Source organism: Methylobacterium durans, from assembly GCF_003173715.1.
Taxonomy (GTDB): Bacteria; Pseudomonadota; Alphaproteobacteria; order Rhizobiales; family Beijerinckiaceae; genus Methylobacterium; species Methylobacterium durans.
The window spans coordinates 6,632,555-6,650,846 of the sequence record NZ_CP029550.1; the positions used below are offsets into that span (position 1 = coordinate 6,632,555).

Annotated in this window: 14 protein-coding genes, 2 tRNA genes and 1 pseudogene; 3 read left to right on the forward strand and 14 right to left on the reverse strand. The window is 71.0% G+C overall.

The window, feature by feature from the left end; genetic code table 11:
* Positions 1–23 precede the first annotated feature (23 nt).
* Entirely contained in the window at positions 24–1,199 is a 1,176-nt protein-coding gene (gene ssuD / locus DK389_RS31130; RefSeq protein ID WP_109895629.1) for an FMNH2-dependent alkanesulfonate monooxygenase, read from the forward strand.
* Between the two features lie 15 nt (positions 1,200–1,214).
* Here ssuD and DK389_RS31135 read toward each other — a convergent pair whose 3' ends face one another.
* From DK389_RS31135 to DK389_RS31200, 14 genes are all read right to left on the reverse strand, one after another.
* On the reverse strand, positions 1,215–1,778 hold the full coding sequence (locus DK389_RS31135) for a YgjV family protein (RefSeq protein ID WP_109895631.1): 564 nt from the start codon (positions 1,776–1,778) through the stop codon (positions 1,215–1,217).
* Positions 1,779–1,964: 186 nt separating this feature from the next.
* Positions 1,965–2,038: transfer RNA gene (locus DK389_RS31140), tRNA-Gly, on the reverse strand.
* A gap of 74 nt (positions 2,039–2,112) precedes the next feature.
* Positions 2,113–2,196, reverse strand: a tRNA-Tyr gene (locus tag DK389_RS31145).
* Positions 2,197–2,272: 76 nt separating this feature from the next.
* The gene (recJ, locus tag DK389_RS31150; protein WP_109896991.1) at positions 2,273–4,096 is read right to left on the reverse strand and encodes a single-stranded-DNA-specific exonuclease RecJ; all 1,824 of its coding nucleotides are present in this window, start codon (positions 4,094–4,096) and stop codon (positions 2,273–2,275) included.
* Positions 4,097–4,162: 66 nt separating this feature from the next.
* The gene (locus DK389_RS31155; RefSeq protein WP_109895633.1) at positions 4,163–5,353 is read right to left on the reverse strand and encodes an SMP-30/gluconolactonase/LRE family protein; all 1,191 of its coding nucleotides are present in this window, start codon (positions 5,351–5,353) and stop codon (positions 4,163–4,165) included.
* A 20-nt stretch (positions 5,354–5,373) separates the two neighbouring features.
* Positions 5,374–6,345, reverse strand: coding sequence for an SMP-30/gluconolactonase/LRE family protein (locus tag DK389_RS31160; RefSeq protein ID WP_109895635.1), 972 nt, complete (start codon positions 6,343–6,345; stop codon positions 5,374–5,376).
* Positions 6,346–6,484: 139 nt separating this feature from the next.
* A complete protein-coding gene (locus DK389_RS31165; protein WP_109895637.1) occupies positions 6,485–7,882 on the reverse strand; it encodes an NAD(P)(+) transhydrogenase (Re/Si-specific) subunit beta in 1,398 nt (465 codons plus the stop codon).
* A gap of 4 nt (positions 7,883–7,886) precedes the next feature.
* Complete coding sequence (locus tag DK389_RS31170; RefSeq protein ID WP_109895639.1) at positions 7,887–8,336, reverse strand: proton-translocating transhydrogenase family protein; 450 nt, start codon at positions 8,334–8,336, stop codon at positions 7,887–7,889.
* 20 nt (positions 8,337–8,356) lie between these two features.
* A complete protein-coding gene (locus DK389_RS31175; RefSeq protein ID WP_109895641.1) occupies positions 8,357–9,499 on the reverse strand; it encodes a Re/Si-specific NAD(P)(+) transhydrogenase subunit alpha in 1,143 nt (380 codons plus the stop codon).
* 134 nt (positions 9,500–9,633) lie between these two features.
* Positions 9,634–9,927, reverse strand: a complete 294-nt coding sequence (locus DK389_RS31180; RefSeq protein WP_109895643.1) for an aa3-type cytochrome c oxidase subunit IV — start codon at positions 9,925–9,927, stop codon at positions 9,634–9,636.
* A gap of 193 nt (positions 9,928–10,120) precedes the next feature.
* Positions 10,121–11,482 carry an ABC1 kinase family protein gene (locus DK389_RS31185; RefSeq protein WP_109895645.1) on the reverse strand — a complete coding sequence of 454 codons (1,362 nt, stop codon included), beginning with the start codon at positions 11,480–11,482 and terminating at the stop codon, positions 10,121–10,123.
* A 106-nt stretch (positions 11,483–11,588) separates the two neighbouring features.
* The gene (locus tag DK389_RS31190; RefSeq protein WP_109895647.1) at positions 11,589–11,975 is read right to left on the reverse strand and encodes a type II toxin-antitoxin system death-on-curing family toxin; all 387 of its coding nucleotides are present in this window, start codon (positions 11,973–11,975) and stop codon (positions 11,589–11,591) included.
* Entirely contained in the window at positions 11,972–12,196 is a 225-nt protein-coding gene (locus DK389_RS31195) for an AbrB/MazE/SpoVT family DNA-binding domain-containing protein (RefSeq protein ID WP_109896992.1), read from the reverse strand. Before DK389_RS31195 ends, DK389_RS31190 begins: the two co-directional genes overlap by 4 nt.
* Before the next feature lie 68 nt (positions 12,197–12,264).
* Positions 12,265–14,145: a M3 family oligoendopeptidase gene (locus DK389_RS31200; RefSeq protein ID WP_109895649.1), complete on the reverse strand. Its 1,881-nt coding sequence runs from the start codon at positions 14,143–14,145 to the stop codon at positions 12,265–12,267.
* Between the two features lie 321 nt (positions 14,146–14,466).
* Here DK389_RS31200 and DK389_RS31205 point away from each other — a divergent pair, with 321 nt between their 5' ends.
* Positions 14,467–15,951, forward strand: a complete 1,485-nt coding sequence (locus DK389_RS31205; protein WP_109895651.1) for a sigma-54-dependent transcriptional regulator — start codon at positions 14,467–14,469, stop codon at positions 15,949–15,951.
* A gap of 99 nt (positions 15,952–16,050) precedes the next feature.
* A pseudogene (locus DK389_RS31210) lies at positions 16,051–18,074 on the forward strand (L,D-transpeptidase family protein).
* The last annotated feature ends 218 nt before the right edge of the window (positions 18,075–18,292 follow it).

Consider the following 18,292-nt stretch of genomic DNA (forward strand, 5'->3'; position numbering starts at 1 on the left):
GCGCAACCGACAGGATTGAGAGAATGACCCAACCGAACGACGGGCGCACCGACGTCCTCTGGTTCCTGCCGACCCACGGTGACGGGCGCTATCTCGGCGCCGCCGAGGGCGCGCGGGCCGTCACCCTGCCCTATCTCCGCCAGATCGCGCAGGCCGCCAACGAACTCGGCTATTTCGGCGTCCTGCTGCCGACCGGGCGCTCCTGCGAGGATTCCTGGGTCGTCGCCTCGGCGCTGGCGCCGCTCACCGAGCGGCTGCGCTTCCTCGTCGCCGTGCGGCCGGGCCTGCAGGAGCCCTCCGTCGCCGCCCGCATGGCCGCGACCCTCGACCGTCTCTCGAACGGGCGCCTCCTCATCAACGTCGTCACGGGCGGCGATCCCGTCGAACTCCGGGGCGACGGCGTCTTCCTCGCGCACGACGAGCGCTACGCCGTCACCGACGAGTTCCTGACGATCTGGCGCGGGCTGCTGGCCGGCGAGACCGTGACCTTCGAGGGCAAGCATTTGCGCTGCGAGGCGGGCCGGGTCATCTTCCCGCCGGTCCAGGCTCCCTACCCGCCGCTCTATTTCGGCGGCTCCTCGCCCGCCGGCATCGAGGTCGCGGCCGACCATTGCGACGTCTACCTGACCTGGGGCGAGCCCCCTTCGGGCGTGGCCGAGAAGATCGCCCGGGCCCGCGAGGCGGCGGAGCGGCGCGGCAAGACCTTCTCCTACGGCATCCGCCTCCACGTCATCGTGCGCGAGACTGAGTCACAAGCCTGGGACGAGGCCGAGCGGCTGATCTCGCGGCTCGACGACGCCACGATCCAGCGGGCGCAGGAAACGCTGAAGCGTCAGGATTCGGTCGGCCAGAGCCGGATGATGGCGCTCCACGGCGGAGACCGCAGCCGGCTCGTCGTGTCGCCGAATCTCTGGGCGGGGGTCGGCCTCGTGCGCGGCGGCGCCGGCACCGCCCTCGTCGGCTCGGCCGATCAGGTCGCCGACCGGATGAAGGAATACATCGACCTCGGCATCGACCGCTTCATCCTCTCCGGCTACCCGCACCTGGAGGAAGCCTACCGCTTCGCCGAACTCGTCTTCCCCAAGCTCCCCTTACGGGCGACGACCGGCAAGGCGCCGACGAATGCGCGCAACGACGGGCCCTTCGGCGAGGTGATCGCCAACGACATCGTGCCGAACCGCCGCATCGCCGCCCACTGACGCGGCGGCGAAATCCTAGGCCGGGACGGCGGATCGCGCCTCCCCGGTGCGCATGATCGCGATCAACAGACCCGACACCGTCAGGAGATCGCATGTCAGGCCGAACACCGACCCGACGAGGAGGTTGTGGCCGGCCCAGCAGGTGGAGGCGCCGAGGAAGAACCGGCGCATCCGCCGCGGCTCCGCCTGAAGCCTTGCCGCGGTCGCGAGCAGGGACCCCAGCCCCGCGCAGGCCGAGGCCCAGCCGCTCCACGTCGCCAGGGTGAGGCAGGCGGCGAGAAGGCTCGTCGCCGCGAACAAGGGCGCAACCCAGGCCGGCCGGCCGCCGTCGCCGATGAAGCGTGCCGAGACGAGGCTCTGGAGCACGGAGATGCTGCACATTGCCATGCCGGTCCCGGCGCCGAGATGCAGGTAATGGAGCCCGAAGCAGGAGGAGCAGGCAGCGGACGCGAGAAGCATCCAGCTTCGCTGCTTCATCATGCCGGCAGAAAATCCAAGGCACAGGCCAAGAGACCCGAAGACATCGAGATGGACGCTGACGGCGCTCCACGCGAATCGGGCAAGGTCGGCGACGTCCATGATTGGCACTCGAGGGCGCGAAAGGCGCGCCTGTCTTCTCGAATGCGCTAGGCTCGCATGGTAACCGGATCGTTAACGTGCCGGGCGCCGGTCCGGCAGCGTTGCGCGAAGGCCGCAGCCGCGCTCAGCGGCCGGGGTGCGGACCTACGATCTGGCGATGCGGCGAAGGCCGGCCGAGGCCGGAAATGGAGCGGGTGAAGGGAATCGAACCCTCGTATTCAGCTTGGAAGGCTGCTGCTCTACCATTGAGCTACACCCGCGCGAGGGGCCGGATAGCACGGCCGTCGGGCCTTGAGAAGGCGCCGGTTCCTCGTTCGCGATCCGTGAAAGTGCTTGGTGGGGGAAGTAGGACTCGAACCTACGAAGCTTACGCAGCGGATTTACAGTCCGCCCCCTTTGCCGCTCGGGACATTCCCCCAAACTGCCGGCCCTCAAGGCCGCGTGCGGCCCTTATGATGAGGGGCAAAGCGGGTGTCAACCGGCTTGGCCGCCCCTCAGCCGCATGGGGCCAGATCGCAGATCCGCACCTGTGCCCGCTCGACGCCGCGCCAGCGGTCGCAGGCGAGGGTTCCGGCCACGTGGAACTCGCGGCCGATGCCGGCGAGGAGCGCCTGACCGAGCGGCCCCTGCGCCGATCGGAAGGAGATGGCGCCGATCGCCTGCCCGTCGCGGCTGCGCAGCCGCGCCCTCACATGCCCGTTGCCGACGAGGCCGGCATCGACGACCCGGTGCCGCGGCAGGGCGAAGACGGGCTCCGGGGAGCCCGAGCCGAAGGGGCCCGCCCGCCCGATCAGGCGCACGGTCTCGGCCGTGGCGCCGCCCGCGCTCAGGGTGCCATCGAGGAGGAGCGCCTCCGCCGCGCGCGCGGTCTGGACGGTCGCAGCGAGGGAATCGGCGAGGTGGGCCTGGAAGCGGGCGAGGTCGGCGGCCGCGATCGTGGCGCCCGCGGCCATTGCGTGGCCGCCCCCCTTCCGGGCGAGACCCGCGTCGACGCCGAGGCGAACGGCCTGCCCGAGATCGACGCCGGAAATCGAGCGCCCGGAGCCGACCGCGCTCCCGTCCGGTCGCAGGGCGAAGGCGAAGGCGGGCCGGCCGAAGCGCTCCTTGAGCCGGGCCGCGATCAGGCCGACGACGCCCGGATGCCAATCGGCCGAGCCCGCGACCAGCACTGGCTGGTCGGGATCGAGATCGAGCGCCCGGTCCATCTCGGCCTCGGCGGCCGCGACCGCCTCCGCCTCGATCGCCTGCCGCTCGCGGTTCAGCCGGTCGAGCTCGGCCGCGATGCGGGCCGCCTCGGCGGAATCCTGGGTCGAGAGCAGCTTCGCCCCGAGGGAGGCGTCGCCGATCCGGCCGCCGGCATTGATGCGCGGGCCGATCAGGTAGCCGAGATGCCAGGCCTCCGGCGCCTCGGCGAGGGAGGCCGCATCGAAGAGGGCGGCGAGGCCCCGGCGGCCACGCGCCTTCATCACCGCGAGGCCCTGCACCACGAAGGCGCGGTTGAGCCCGACGAGGGGCACCACGTCGGCCACGGTCGCGAGGGCCACCAGATCGAGGGCGTCCGTGAGGCTCGGCTCAGCCCGCCCCTGGAAGAAGCCGTCGCGGCGCAGGGCCCGGTTGAGGGCCACCAGCGTGAGGAAGACGACGCCCGCGGCGCAGAGATGGCCGAGGCCGGAAAGGTCGTCGAGGCGGTTCGGGTTCACGATTGCCCGGGCCGGCGGCAGGGTCTCCGCGGCGGCATGGTGGTCGAGCACGATCACGTCGAGGCCGATCCTCTGTGCCACCTCCAGGGGCCCGTGCCCGCTCGTGCCGCAATCCACGGTGACGAGGAGGCTCGCGCCCTCCCCGGCGAGCGCCTGCACCGCGTCGGCGTTCGGGCCGTAGCCCTCGGTGATCCGGTCCGGGATGTGGATGCGGGTGGGTACGCCGAGGCCGCGCAGGTAATCGGCCAGAAGCGCAGCGCTCGCGGCCCCGTCCACGTCGTAATCGCCGAAGATCGCCACCGTCTCGCCCCGGCGCACGGCGCGGGCGAGGCGCGCGGCCGCGGCCTCCATGTCGAGGAGGCAGTCGGGATCGGGCATCAGGTCGCGCAGGCGCGGCTGCAGATATCCCGTCGCCTCCGCCGGCAGCACGCCGCGGCCGGCCAGAACCCGGGCGAGGAGGTCGGGCAGGCCGTGGGCCTGGGTCATGGTCAGGGCGTGGTGCTCGGTGGCATGGGCGGCGCAACGCTCCCGCCAGCAGCGTCCGAGGAGCGAGGCGGTCACGTCGAGGAGAGCGCGCGGGGCGGGCATGGCGGCAGCAGCGGACACGGAGGCCATCATAGCCGCAACCGCGGCCGGGCGCTGCCGCACCGAAGCGACAGGGCAAGCGGGAATCCGCGGCCCGCCCTACCCCGCGGGGTCGGCGTCGATCCGCACGCGCAGAATCGCGTAGGGCGGTCTCTGCAGATCCGCGCCGCCATTGTATTCGGGGCGCCGGTTCACCTGCGCGGCCGTGACGTAGAGCCAGCGGTCCGGCGTGATCCAGAACGTGTCGGCCCAGATCAGGCGCTCGTCCGAGGCGATCACCTCGATTCGCCCGTCCGGATGGCGGCGGGCGACCGCGTTCTGCTCCTGAAGGGTGAGGTAGACGCGGTCCATCGCGTCGGTGGTCAGGCCGCCGGTCATGCCCTTCTCGCCGAGATCCTCGACGCCGGCTGCCACCTCGGCATCGGAGGCGTTCGGGTCGAGGAGCGAGGCCGTGTCGACCGCGTAGAGGCGCCGCCCGATCAGGGGCGCGTAGTAGAGGCGCCGCCCGTCGGGGCTGAGCGCGATGCCGTTGGCGCCGCCCTGCACGGGCTTCTCCGGCCCGGTCTCGGGGCGCAGCATCACGGGACGGTGCTCGACGAACTTGACGAGGTTCTTCTGGGACTTGGTGCTGGCATGACCCTGAAGGCGGCGCACCACGCGCCCATCGTTCAGGTCGACGGCGAGGATCGCCCCCTCCTCCCCCTGGCCCTGGTCCGTGATGTAGGCGAACGCCCGGCCGTCCCGGATGTCGACCCGCAGGTCGTTGAGCGAGGAGGATGGGGTGATCCCGGGTTCGAGCGGCACGACGCGGCGGATCCGGTTCTCCGCGAGATCGAGCTGGACGAGCTTCGCGCCGCCCGGCACGGGCGGACCCTTGCCCTCCGGCAGGCCGGCATCGAGGAGCCAGAGCGTGTCGTCGCGGTCGAACACGCCGTTGGGCACGTGTAGCAGGCTCGCCTGCGGATTCTTCGGGTCCGGCCGGTTCGCGGCCTTGCTCGGATAGGGCCGCACCGAACCGTCCGGCGCGACCTCGCCCACCGTGATCGGCACCTTCGCATTGAAGCGCGGCATCATCACGAAGACGCGGCCGGAGCGGGAGATCGCGAGACCCGTCGACGTCGAAGGGGCATCCGCGAGGAGCGCGAGCTCCATCGCGCCGGCGCCCCGGCTCGTCGTCGCCTGTCCGGGCCCCGTCCCGGGGGCGGGCGCGGCCGCGGCGCTCCGGGAGAGGCCGACGGCCGTCGCCGCCGTGAGGCCGCGCGCGATGAGGTCGCGTCGGGCAAGGACCATGGATTCTCCTCTCGTCGTTCTCAGCCGGCGCCCGCGACTTTCAGGTCGATGGCGTGGATGGCCGGGCCCGCGGTGATGGTGAGGCGGCGTCGGTCCGGGCCACCGAGGGCGACGTTCGCGGCCGCGCGCGGCGTCGCGATGCGGCCGAGCCAGGTTCCGTCCGGATCGAAGACGCGCACGCCGTCCTCGCAGGCCGCATAGAGCCGCCCCTCGGCGTCGACGGTGAGGCCGTCCGGCGCGCCGGTCTCGATCTCGGCGAAAAGGCGCGGGGCGCCGAGCCGTTGGTCCGGCCCGACCGGGAAGGCGAGGATGGCGCTTGCGCCCTCGGGCTGCAGGGCAGCGCCCGCGTCGCTGAGGTAGAAGGTCCCTCCGTCCGGAGCGAAGGCGAGGCCGTTCGGCTGGTCGGCGGCGTCGGTCATCGCCTCGACGCGGCCGGGCTGCGCCACCCGGTAGACCCGGCGGGCCCTCTGCGCGGATTCCGCCATCACCCCCTCGTCGGGCAGGCGGATGCCGAAGATGGGATCGGTGAACCAGATCGCGCCGTCCGGTCCCAGCACAGCGTCGTTGGGAGAATTCAGCGGCTTGCCCGCAAAGCTGTCGGCAAGCACGGTGAGGCGGCCGTCCGGCTCCCGGCGCACGACGCGCCGGCCCCGGTGCTCGCAGGTGACGAGGCGCCCCTCCCGGTCGAGGGCGTTGCCGTTGGCGTTGTTCGACGGGTCGCGGAAGGGGCGCACCCGGCCATCCTCGCCGAGGACGCAGATGCGGTTCGCCTTCACGTCGCTGAAGACGAGGCCGCCGAGATGCGGCGCCGGGCAGAGCCCCTCGCACCAGCGGCCGCCCGTGTAGATCGTCTCAAGCCGGGAAGCGGGATCGGCGACGGCTGCGAAGCGCGGGTCGAGGCTGCGCACCACCGGTGCCGCCCGGGCCGGGCGCGGCAGAGCAAGCGCGAGAATTCCAGTGGCGAGGACGTCCCGGCGTCTGAGGGCGGCCATGGGGCTCCGGGCGGGCGGCTGGGGTCCCAGGCCAACGCGGGCCGGCTCGCGATGATCCGCCCGCGGGAAGACGCCGAACGAAAAACGGGGCGGACGCCTGCGCGCCCGCCCCCCCCGAACATGCCCCGGAGGGCGGCCGTCAGAGGTTCTTGAGGATCGAGTCGACCACCTTCTTGGCGTCGCCGAACAGCATCATGGTGTTGTCGCGGAAGAACACCTCGTTCTCGACGCCCGCGTAGCCCGAGCCCATGCCGCGCTTGATGAAGAGCACGGTCTTGGCCCGCTCCACGTCGAGGATCGGCATGCCGTAGATCGGCGAGGTCTTGTCGGTCTTGGCGGCCGGGTTGGTGACGTCGTTGGCGCCGATCACGAAGGCGACGTCCGCCTGCGGGAACTCGCCGTTGATGTCCTCGAGCTCGAACACCTCGTCGTAGGGGACGTTCGCCTCGGCGAGCAGCACGTTCATGTGGCCCGGCATGCGGCCCGCCACCGGATGGATGGCGTACTTGACGTCGACGCCCTCCTTCTTGAGGAGGTCCGCCATCTCGCGGAGCGAGTGCTGGGCCTGCGCCACCGCCATGCCGTAGCCGGGGACGATGATCACCTTCTCGGCGTTCTTCATGATGTAGGCCGCGTCGTCGGCCGAGCCCTGCTTGACGGGGCGCGTCTCGACCTGGCCGCTGCCGGCCGCGGCGGTGTCGCCGCCGAAGCCGCCGAGGATGACCGAGATGAACGATCGGTTCATCGCGTGGCACATGATGTAGGACAGGATCGCGCCCGACGAGCCCACGAGCGAGCCCGTGATGATCAGCGCGAGGTTGCCCAGCGTGAAGCCGATGCCGGCCGCCGCCCAGCCCGAGTAGGAGTTCAGCATCGAGACGACGACGGGCATGTCGGCGCCGCCGATCGGGATGATGATCAGGCCGCCGAGCACCAGCGACAGGATCACGATCAGCCAGAACACCGCCTTGCTGCCCGTGCCGATGAACACGGCGAGCAGGGCGACGAGGGCGATGGCCAGCGCGATGTTGATGGCGTGGCGCTGGGGCAGGATGATCGGCTTGCCCGACATCCGGCCGTCGAGCTTGGCGAACGCGATCACCGAGCCCGTGAAGGTGATGGCGCCGATGGCGACGCCGAGGCCCATCTCGAAGAGCGACTGACCGTGGATGTGGCCGCCCTCGACGATGCCGAAGGCCTGGGGCGCGTAGAGGGCGCCTGCCGCGACGAAGACCGCCGCGAGGCCGACCAGCGAGTGGAAGGCCGCGACGAGCTGCGGCATCGCCGTCATCGGCACGCGCTTGGCGATCACCGCGCCCGCGCCGCCGCCGATGGCGAGGCCGAGGAGCACGAGGATCCAGGCGCCGAAGCCCGCCGGCGGATGGCCGACCAGCGTGGTGAGGATGGCGAGCGCCATGCCGACCATGCCGTACAGGTTGCCCTGCCGGGAGGTGGTCGGGTGCGAGAGCCCCCGCAGCGCCATGATGAACAGGACGCCGGAGACGATGTACAGAAGGGATGAGACGTTCTCGGACATCGCCTCAGGCCTTCTTCTTGTACATGCCGAGCATGCGCTGGGTGACGAGGAAGCCGCCGAAGATGTTCACGCTGGCCAGGATGATGGCGACGAAGCCGAAGAACCGGGCCCAGCCGGTGCCGTGCTCGACGAGCGGCACACCGGCGGCGAGGATCGCGCCGACGATGATCACCGAGGAGATCGCGTTGGTGACCGACATCAGCGGCGTGTGCAGCGCCGGGGTGACGGACCAGACCACGTAGTAGCCCACGAAGATCGCGAGCACGAAGATCGCCAGCCGGAACACGGTGGGATCCACCGCGCCGTGCGTCATGGCGGCGGCGCCGTGGCCGAGGCCGTCGGCGATGGAGGCGGCCTGGTCGGCGGCGCGGCGGGCGGCCTCGGCGGCGGCGCGCGCCGTGTCCGCGAGCACGCGGGTCTGATCGACCGCCTGGTCGGGGGGAAGGGTAGCCATCGGGAGTGTCTCCGGCGGGATCAGGCTGCTTTGGGCTGGAACGAGGCGTGCACCACCTCGCCGTCGCGGGTGAGGTTCGTCGCCTTGACGAGCTCGTCGTCCCACTTGATCGCGAGCGCCTTCGTCTCCTTGTCGATCAGCGTCTCGAGGAAGGCGTAGAGGTTGCGCGCGTAGAGGGCCGACGCGGTCGCGGCCAGGCGGCCCGCCACGTTGGTGTGGCCGACGATCTTCACCCCCTTGTCGGTGGTGACGATCTCGCCCGCCTTGGCGCCCGCGACGTTGCCGCCGCGCTCGACCGCGAGGTCGACGAGGACCGAGCCCGGCTTCATCGAGGCGACCATCTCTTCGGAGATGAGCTTCGGCGCCGGGCGGCCCGGAATCAGGGCCGTCGTGATGACGATGTCCTGCTTGGCGATGTGGCCTTTGACCAGTTCGGCCTGCTTCTTCTGGTACTCGGCCGACATCTCCTTGGCGTAGCCGCCCGCGGTCTCGGCCTGCTTGAACTCGTCGTCCTCGACCGCCACGAACTTGGCGCCGAGGGACTCGACCTGCTCCTTGGTCGCGGGGCGCACGTCGGTCGCCGTCACCACGGCGCCGAGACGGCGGGCGGTGGCGATGGCCTGCAGGCCCGCCACGCCGACGCCCATGATGAAGACGCGGGCGGCCGGGACGGTGCCGGCGGCCGTCATCATCATCGGCATGGAGCGGCCGTACTCGGCGGCGCCGTCGACCACCGCGCGGTAGCCCGCGAGGTTCGCCTGTGAGGAGAGGACGTCCATCACCTGCGCGCGGGTGATGCGGGGCATCAGCTCCATCGCGAAGGCGGCGACGCCGGCATCGGCCATCGCCTTCAGCTCGGCCTCATGGCCGTAGGGATCCATGATGGCGACGACGGCCGCGCCTTTCTTGAGGAGCGGAAGCTCCTCGGCGGCGGGGCGGCGCACCTTCAGGACGAGGTCGGCGTCCCGGGCGGTCTCCTCGGCGGAGGGCGCCACCGTGGCGCCGGCCGCCTCGTACTCACCGTCCGGCACGCCCGCCTTGAGGCCGGCTCCCGACTGGACGACCACATCGGCGCCGAGGCCGATGAACTTCTTGACCGTCTCGGGCACCGCCGCGACCCGCGGTTCCGCGGGGTCGACCTCCGACAGTACAGCGATGCGCATTCAGGAAATCCCCTTCGATTGACCGCCTCCCCTTCCGCGATTCTGCGCAGCAAGACGAGGCGGGTGGCCCGGTTAGTCTGATGAAAATGCGAACAATGTAACTGTCGGCCGTCCCGTGCGGCGCCGAGCCTGGTTCAGGCGAAGGCGAGGTACAGGGCCAGCAGCACGGCGACCGCGGCCGGCGCCTTCCAGCCGATCCCGGGGGCCAGCGCGCCGGCCGCGCCGGCCACGCTCGACAGGACGACGCCGAGAATCGCCGTCAGCCACGCCTCGCGGATGCCACCGACGGCGAGCGCCAGGACCCAGCAGATGACGACGCCCGTGGCGATCTCAACGAAACGAACGAATCCCCGATACGTCTGCTCGTGCGTCTTTTCATCCATCGCGGGGCTGTAGCGGACCCCGGACAAAGTCTTCGTATCGGCCATCGTGCGCTCGTCCCCTTGACGTGGTCTTGCTTGGTCCCGAGGGGATTTAGCGCAAGGTCAAACGTGTCGCAATCGGCATGCGCCGCTGCCTCATCTCTGCGGCGCAGTTTCTGGTATACCAGGGAAATTGTCCAGTCCTCTCCGCGCGTTCGGGCGTGGAAAATGTCGCGCCGCCCGTCCCGCGGAGGAGATCCTACGCCGGCTGCGGAAGACCGGCCGCCGCCAGCGCCACGTGCTGCCGTTCAGCCAGGGCGTCGAGGGAGAAATGCTCGATCTCCGCCTCGAACAGCCGGTGGTAGTTCAGTTCCGAACGCAGATGCAGGAACACGGCCCCGAGGCCCACCGCGGCCCGGTCCATGAAGACGAATTCCTGAGGCACGGTCACCGGACCCCGCTCCTTCAGGGCCTGATGCACCTCGAAGGCCTGACGGCGCCCGTACTCGCCGGGCTTGACCCCGTCGGCCACGGTGCGGGTCCGATCCTCGAGGAGCGGCCCATAGATGAAGCGCGCCCAGATGTTGAGGATATCGATCAACTCACGGTTGAGGTTCTTGAATCCCCAGACCTCGTAGGCGTGGACGATGCGCGCCTCGTCGTTGGTCAGAATTCCCCGGTAGAGATCGACCACGCCGCCGACGAAGCGTGGGTGGAAGATGCGCACGCAGCCGTAATCGAGCAGGTTGATGCCCTGCGGCTCGCCGCCCTCCGAGAACACGGTGTAATTGCCGAGGTGCGGGTCGCCGTGGATCACGGCGGCGCGGCTGAACGGGTGCCACCACGCCTTGAACATCGCCTGCGCGATGCGATTTCGGATCTCGACCGGGCTCTCGGCGAAGCCGAGGATCCTGTCGCCGTCGAGCCAGCCGAGGGTGAGGAGGCGGCGGGTCGAGAGATCGGTATGGACGTCCGGCACGCGGACGGCGTCGATGTCCCTCAGAACGGCACCGTAGAGGGCGGCGTGCTTGGCCTCGCGGGCGTAATCGAGTTCCTCGCGCACCCGGGCGCCGATCTCCTTGGCGATCTCGCGGGTGTCGAGCCAGGAATTCATGCGCCGGTGCAGGGCGAAGGCGACCTCGAGCTGCTTCAGGTCTGCTTCAACTGCGGATTGCATGTCCGGATATTGGAGCTTGCAGGCGAGCTGCGCGCCCGCCTTCGAGACCGCCCGGTGGACCTGCCCCAGCGAGGCGGCGGCCGAGGGCTTCAGATCGAAGCCGGCGAACCGGGACTGCCAGTCCGGCCCGAGCTCGGCCATCATGCGGCGCTTGACGAAGGCCGCGCCCATAGGCGGCGCGTCGGCCTGCAGCTTCTGCAATTCGGCCGCGTATTCGGGCGGCAGCAGGTCCGGCACGGTGGCGAGGAGCTGCGCCACCTTCATGATCGGGCCCTTCAGCCCGCCGAGCGCCTGCGCGAGGGCGGCCGCGTTCGTCGTCCCCTCCTTGCCGAACAGGCGGGCGCCCGCCATCCGGGCGGCGACGCCGCCCACGTTTGCGCCGACGCGGGCGTAGCGGCTCGCGCGGGCGGAGAAGCGGTTGGCTTCGCGGTCGGTCTCGGCCATCGGTGTCTTCTGACGCGGTCTTTTTCGGGGATCAGACCTGGAGATAAGCCGAACCGCCCCCGCTGCCAGGGCGGTGGGGCGGCGCGCCGCGCCCTCCCCGGCCGACTCAGGCCGCTGGCCAGTTGTCGCGGATCCAGCGGGTGAGGCCGGATTCATCGATCTCGCCGGCGGCGAGACCGAGGATGATCGTCGTGGCCTCCGCCGGATCGGGCCGAAACGCGACGCCGTTCAGACGCAGGAACAGCGTCATCGCCACGAAGGCGATGCGCTTGTCGCCATCCACGAATCCGTGGTTGCGCGCGAGACCGAACGCGTAGACCGCGGCGAGTTCGGCCAAGTCGGCCGCGTCGTATTGCCAGCGGTTGAGGGGCCGCGCGAGGGCCGATCGCAGCGCGTTCTCGTCACGGATGCCGGGCGGACCGCCGAACCGTGTCAGCTGCCGCTCATGGGCGATCCTGACCTCCGCGAAGGTCAGCCAGCGGGGCTCGCTCACTTCGCGAGCGCCCGCAGGGTGTCCTTGTACTCGTCCATAATGTCGTCGACCAAGGCCATCGCCTGATCGAAGTCGGGGTCATAGGGTGTCAGGCGAACGCCGCCGTCCGGCAACTCTGTCACGTGGAGCCATTGTCCCTGCTCGAGATTGAGCCGGGTCAGCAGCTCGCGCGGCAGGATCAGGCCGGTCGAGTTGCCGATTCTCTTCACTTCCAGCTTCATCGGCACACCCGCAGGTTGTTATACGTAGAGTATAACATCTGCGCCGGGGCGCGCCAAGGCGTAGGACCTCAGCCCTCTCCCTCCATCGCCTCCAGCTCCGCGATCATGCCCTCGATCATGCCCAGCCCGATCTGCCAGAAGGACGGGTCGCCGGCGTCGAGCCCGAACGGCTTGAGGAGCTTGCCGTAGGGTTTCGAGCCGCCGGCCGAGAGCAGCGCGAAGTAGCGGTCCACGAAGCCCTCCTCGGCCCGCGCGTAGACGCCGTAGAGCGAGTTCACGAGGCAGTCGCCGAAGGCGTAGGCGTAGACGTAGAAGGGCGAGTGGATGAAGTGCGGGATGTAGGCCCAGAAGGGCTCGTAGCCCGCGTCCAGCGTGATCGCCGGTCCGAGTGACTCGGCCTGGACCGAGATCCAGAGCGCGTTGATCTGCTCGGCCGTCAGCTCGCCCGTCTGGCGGGCGAGGTGCACCTTCCGCTCGAAGGAGTAGAACGCGATCTGGCGCACCACCGTGTTGATCATGTCCTCGACCTTGGCGGCGAGCATGGCGCGGCGCTGCACCGTGTCCGTCGTGCCCGCGAGCAGGCGCCGGAAGGTCAGCATCTCGCCGAACACGCTCGCCGTCTCGGCGAGGGTGAGCGGCGTCGGCGCCATCAGCGCGCCGTTCGGGCCCGCGAGCACCTGGTGCACCCCGTGGCCGAGCTCGTGGGCGAGCGTCATCACGTCCCGCGGCTTGCCCTGATAATTCACGAGCACGTAGGGGTGGACGGAGGGCACGGTCGGGTGCGCGAAGGCGCCGGGCGCCTTGCCGGGTCGGGTCGGAGCGTCGATCCAGCGGCGGTCGAAGAAGTCCCGGGCGATGCCCGCCATCCGCGGCGAGAAGGCGTCGTAGGCGTCGAGCACGGTGTCGCGCGCCTCCGCCCAGGGGATCGTGCGGCTCTCGACCTTCGGCAGCGGCGCGTTGCGGTCCCAGTAGGGCAGCGCCTCGAGCCCGAACCACTTCGCCTTCAGGCGGTAATAGCGGTGCGACAGGCGCGGGTAGGCCGCCTGCACCGCCTCGACGAGGGCCGCCACCACCTCGGGCTCGACGCGGTTGGCGAGGTGGCGGGCATCGGCCACGTCCTTGAAGCCGCGCCAGCGGTCCGAGATCTCCTTGTCCTTGGCGAGCGTGTTGGTGATCAGCGTGAAGATGCGCAGGTTCGCCCGGAACACCTCGCTCAGCGCGCCCGCGGCCTCCTTGCGGAGCGCGCCGTCCGGGTCCTGCAGCTTGTTGAGGGTCGGCTCCAGCGTGAGCGCCTCGCCGCGAACGGGGAAGCGGAGGGAGGCGATCGTCTCGTTGAAGAGCCGGTCCCAGGCGGCGTTCGCCGTGACGGATTTCTCGAGGAACAGCTTCTCGATGCGGTCCTCGAGCTGGAACGGCTTCTCCCGCCGCAGATCCTCGATCCAGGGCGCGTAATGGGCGAGCGGGCCGTCCGCCATAGCGGAATCCATCACCGCGTCGTCAACCCGGTTGAGTTCCAGGGCGAAGAACAGGAGGTCGGCGGAGGCGTTCGTCAGGCGCTCGCGGGTGTCGCCGTAGAACTTGGCGCGCCGCTCGTCGGTCGTGTCACCGGAATAGACGAGGCCGGCGTAGGACATCAGCTTGCCGAGAAGCTCCTCGATGCCCTCGTAGGCCCGCACCGCCTCGCCCAGCGCCGCCGAGGCGTCGGGGCCGGCGGCGAGCGCCGCGACGCGGCCCGCGTAGCGCGCGGCGAAGCCCCGGCAATCGCTCTCGGCGCGGGCGAGGTCGTCGCGGAAATCGGGCGCGTCGATGCCGGAATAGAGGTCGGAGAGGTCCCATTCGGGCAGGGCGCCGAGGTCGAGCGCGTGGGCGGCGGCCCGGGCCGCGTGCGTCCCGTCCACGTTGCGCGACGGTTCCGGCATCAGGGCAGGCGCGACGGCTCGGCTCGGCATGGGTTCGTGAATCCTTCCCGCGGGGACGATCGGCCCCGCCCGTCCTGATATCGAGCGCAAACCGCCCGCGATCAACTGATGCGTCCCGCCGCCCATCGACGGTCACGGCGTCGCACGCGGATCCGCGGGGAAGAGCGGCACCGACGAGCAGAATCGAGGAGTCGTGCACAGCGAAATCGCGCGACGTCGTTAAGCGGGACTTTACGCCTTTGCGCGACCCTGCGGCTCGAAACGAAACACGGGGCCGGTCGCGCCGGCGCGGAATCTCTCGGATTCCGGCGCCCGGCGCGAGCGCGCCGCCCCACACGGATGGGAGCCCGCATGTCGACAACGATTCTCATCGTCGACGACGATCCCGTGCAGCGCCGTCTCGCCGAGGCGGCGGTGCGGCGCTTCGGCTTCGAGGCGGTGGTCGCCGAGAACGGTGCGGACGCGCTGACGCACCTGCGCGCCGGTGAGGGCATCGACGTGGTGCTCCTCGACCTCGTCATGCCGGGCCTCGACGGGCTCGGCGTGCTCGCCGAGATGCGCAAGGGCGGCCTCGACACGCCGGTCATCGTCCAGACCTCGAACGGCTCGATCGACGCGGTGGTCAACGCCATGCGCGCCGGGGCCGTCGATTTCGTGGTCAAGCCCGCGGGCGCCGAGCGCCTGCAGGTCTCGATTCGCAACGCCCTCAAGGTCGACCAGCTCGAGGAGGAGGTCCGGCGCATGCGCCGCCGGGCGTCCGGCGCGCTCACCTTCAAGGACCTCGCCTCGAAGAGCCCGGACATGGACCGGGTGATCCGGCTCGCCGAGCGCTCGGCGAAATCGAACATCCCCGTCCTGATCGAGGGCGAATCGGGCGTCGGCAAGGAGGTGCTGGCCCGCGCGATCCAGGGTTCGGGCGAGCGCCGCGGCAAGCCCTTCGTCACAGTCAATTGCGGGGCGATCCCCGAGAACCTCGTCGAATCGACGCTGTTCGGCCACGAGAAGGGGGCGTTCACGGGCGCCACCGAGCGGCACGTGGGCAAGTTCGTCGAGGCGTCCGGCGGCACCCTCTTCCTCGACGAGATCGGCGAATTGCCCCTCGACGCGCAGGTGAAGCTCCTGCGCGCCCTGCAGGAGGGCGAGGTCGACCCCGTCGGGGCCAAGCGCAGCGTGCGGGTCGACATCCGCCTCGTGTCGGCGACGAACCGCTCGCTGCTCGACCTCGTCAAGCAGGGCCGCTTCCGGGAGGATCTCTACTACCGGCTCAACGTCTTCCCGATGACGCTGCCGCCGCTGCGCGCGCGCCGGGAGGACATCCCGGACCTCGTGCGCTCGTTCTGCGCGCGCTTCGCGGCCGAGGAGGGCAAGCGCGTCCGCTCGGTGACGCCGGAGGCGATGGCGCTGCTGACCCGCTACGGCTGGCCGGGCAACGTGCGCCAGCTCGAGAACGCCCTGTTCCGGGCCGTGGTGCTCGCCGATGGCGACGAACTGACGGTCTCCGAATTTCCGCAGATCGCGGCGCAGGTCGAGGGGTTCGACGTGCGCATCCCGCCCGCGCCGAGCCAGCCGATGCTGCCGACGGGCGCACCCGAGCCGGTGCGCGAGATCGTCCGCGTCGAGGTGCGCGATCCCCACGCCATGTCCCTCGTCGTCGAGGACACGGGAGAGATGAAGACGATGGAGGGGCTGGAGGCCGAGATCATCCGCTTCGCCCTGCAATTCTACCGCGGCCGGATGTCCGAGGTCTCGCGCCGCCTCGGAATCGGCCGATCTACCCTCTACCGCAAGCTCAAGGACCTCGGCCTCGACGAGGGCTCCGAGGAAGCTGCGGCCTGAGGGCCTTCCTTCCGGCCCGTGCGATTGCACACGGCCGGGCTTGAGACGATAACCATACGAAGGGCTTGGCGGCACGGCCGCATGTCCCGGAGAGCAGCAATGGGCCTGTCGCGCTCTGCCACCTTCGCCCTGGCCGTCCTCGCGGCTGCGGCGCCGCAGCTCCGGCCGGCCCACGCCGAGGTCCAGCCCGAGGCGGCGCGCCCGGCCGAGATCGCGCCCGAGCCCGCGGCGACGCCGGACCCCGTCCGCACCGACGCCCTCACCGAGGGGCTGGATCCCGGCGAGCCGAAGGCCGAGGCGACGACCGCCGGCCCTCCGGAGGCCGGGGACGCCGCAGCGGATTCGAAACCCGAGCCGGCGAGCCCCGCGGGCGTCACCGAGGTTCCGGCCGCGGCGCCGGCCGCGCCCCCTCCCCGGCCGACCCGCAGGAAGCGGCCGTCGCCGCTCGCCTCGCGGACCCGGCGCCCCTCCTGCCCCGGCTCACGACGAAGGAGCGCGAGGCGATCCAGGCGTTCTACGCGCTCGGTGCCTTCAAGCCGGTCTGGATCGCCGACCGCGCCTTCACGCCTGCCGCCAAGGCCGTCGCCGCGCGCCTCGCGCGGGCGGCCGAGGACGGGCTCGACCCGGCCGCCTACCCGGTGCCGGTCCTCGGCGTGCTGACGCGGCCCGAGACCGAGGCCGAGATCGCTGAGGCGGACCTCAAGCTGTCGGCCTCCGTGGCGCTCTACGCCCGCGACGCGCGGGGCGGGCGCCTCAACCCGTCCGCGCTGTCGCGCCTCATCACCCCGACCCTCGATCTGCCCGCGCCCGACGCGGTGCTCGGCCTGATCGCGACGGCCGGCGACGCGGCGGGCGACCGCCTGCAGCGCTACAACCCCGACAGCGCGGGCTACCGCGCCCTCAAGGCGCGACTCGCAGCAATCCGAGAGCGCACGCCCGCGGGCACGTCCGCGGCGCTACCGTCCGGCCCGGTTCTCAAGGTCGGGATGCGCGACGCGCGCGTGCCGCTGATCCGCGCCCGGTTCGGCCTCGCCACCTGCAGGGCCGGGACCCTCGATGCGGGCCCCGGCGAGGCGGAAGATTACGATTCGGGCGTCGCCGCCGCGGTCGCCGCCTTCCAGAAGCGGCGCGGCCTGCCCGCGAGCGGCGACCTCACGCCCCAGACCGTGGCGGCCCTCGGCGGGCCGGAGGCCAAGCCCGTCCGCAATGAGGGCGAGGCCGAACTCCTCGTCAACATGGAGCGCTGGCGCTGGCTACCGGCCCTCGGGCGCGACTACGTCATGGTCAACATCCCCGAGTTCCGGCTGCGGGTTTTCCGCGACGGCCTCCTCAAGGACGAGACCCGGGTGATCGTCGGCAAGACGGAATCGCCGACGCCGATCTTCTCGGGGATGATGGAGTACGCGGTCGTCAATCCGTCCTGGAACGTGCCGCCCTCGATTCTGAAGAACGAGTTCCTGCCGGGCCTCGCCCGCGACCCGAACTACGCGGCCCGGCGTGGCTATCAGGTCGTGCGCCGCGGCAACACGATCTCGGTGCGCCAGCCGCCGGGTGAGCGTAACGCGCTGGGCTTCATCAAATTCCTGTTCCCCAACAACCACGCGGTCTATCTGCACGACACGCCGAACCGCTCGTTGTTCTCGGCGTCCTTCCGGGCGATGAGCCACGGCTGCGTGCGCGTCGACGATCCCTTCCGCTTCGCCGATTCGGTCCTGCCCGCCGCCTGGACCAGCGAGCGGCTGACGAAGCTGATCGGCAAGGGCGAGCGCACCATCCGCCTCGACGAGAAGCTGCCCGTTCACCTCGCCTATTTCACGGCCTACCTCGACGATGCCGGACAGTTCCGGACGCTGCCCGACCTCTACGGTGTCGATGCGCGCATGCGGGCGGCTCTCGGCCTGCCGGGCGGTGCCGCCCTCGTCGCCAAGGCTCCGCCGGAGCCCAAGCGGCGCGCCACCGAGATGCCGAAGCCCAAGCCTCAAGCGGTCGCGCAGCAGGCGGCCCAGCACGCGCCCCGCCTGCCCCGGCGCACGGCCCGCGCCGCGGAAGCCCCGCCGGCCGATTTCGGCGAGCCGGGCCTCTGGACGCCGCGCCCGGCGCCGGTCTCGCGCGGCTGGTGGTGAGCGCGCGCCCCAGCCTCGACGGGGCATCGATGCCGTGAGCCCCGTCGCGGAGACGACGGTCGGCTGACGGCGGCCCCTGCTGGCTCCCGTCCCACAGGGGATCGTCCCGGCCGGGGCCGCCCTCGGCGCGGCCGTCAGGATCCTTCTCCGCCGCATCGCACGCGTCCTGCGACGTCTCGACCGGTCTCTCGCCCGACGGGGCCAGTCACCCGCAGATA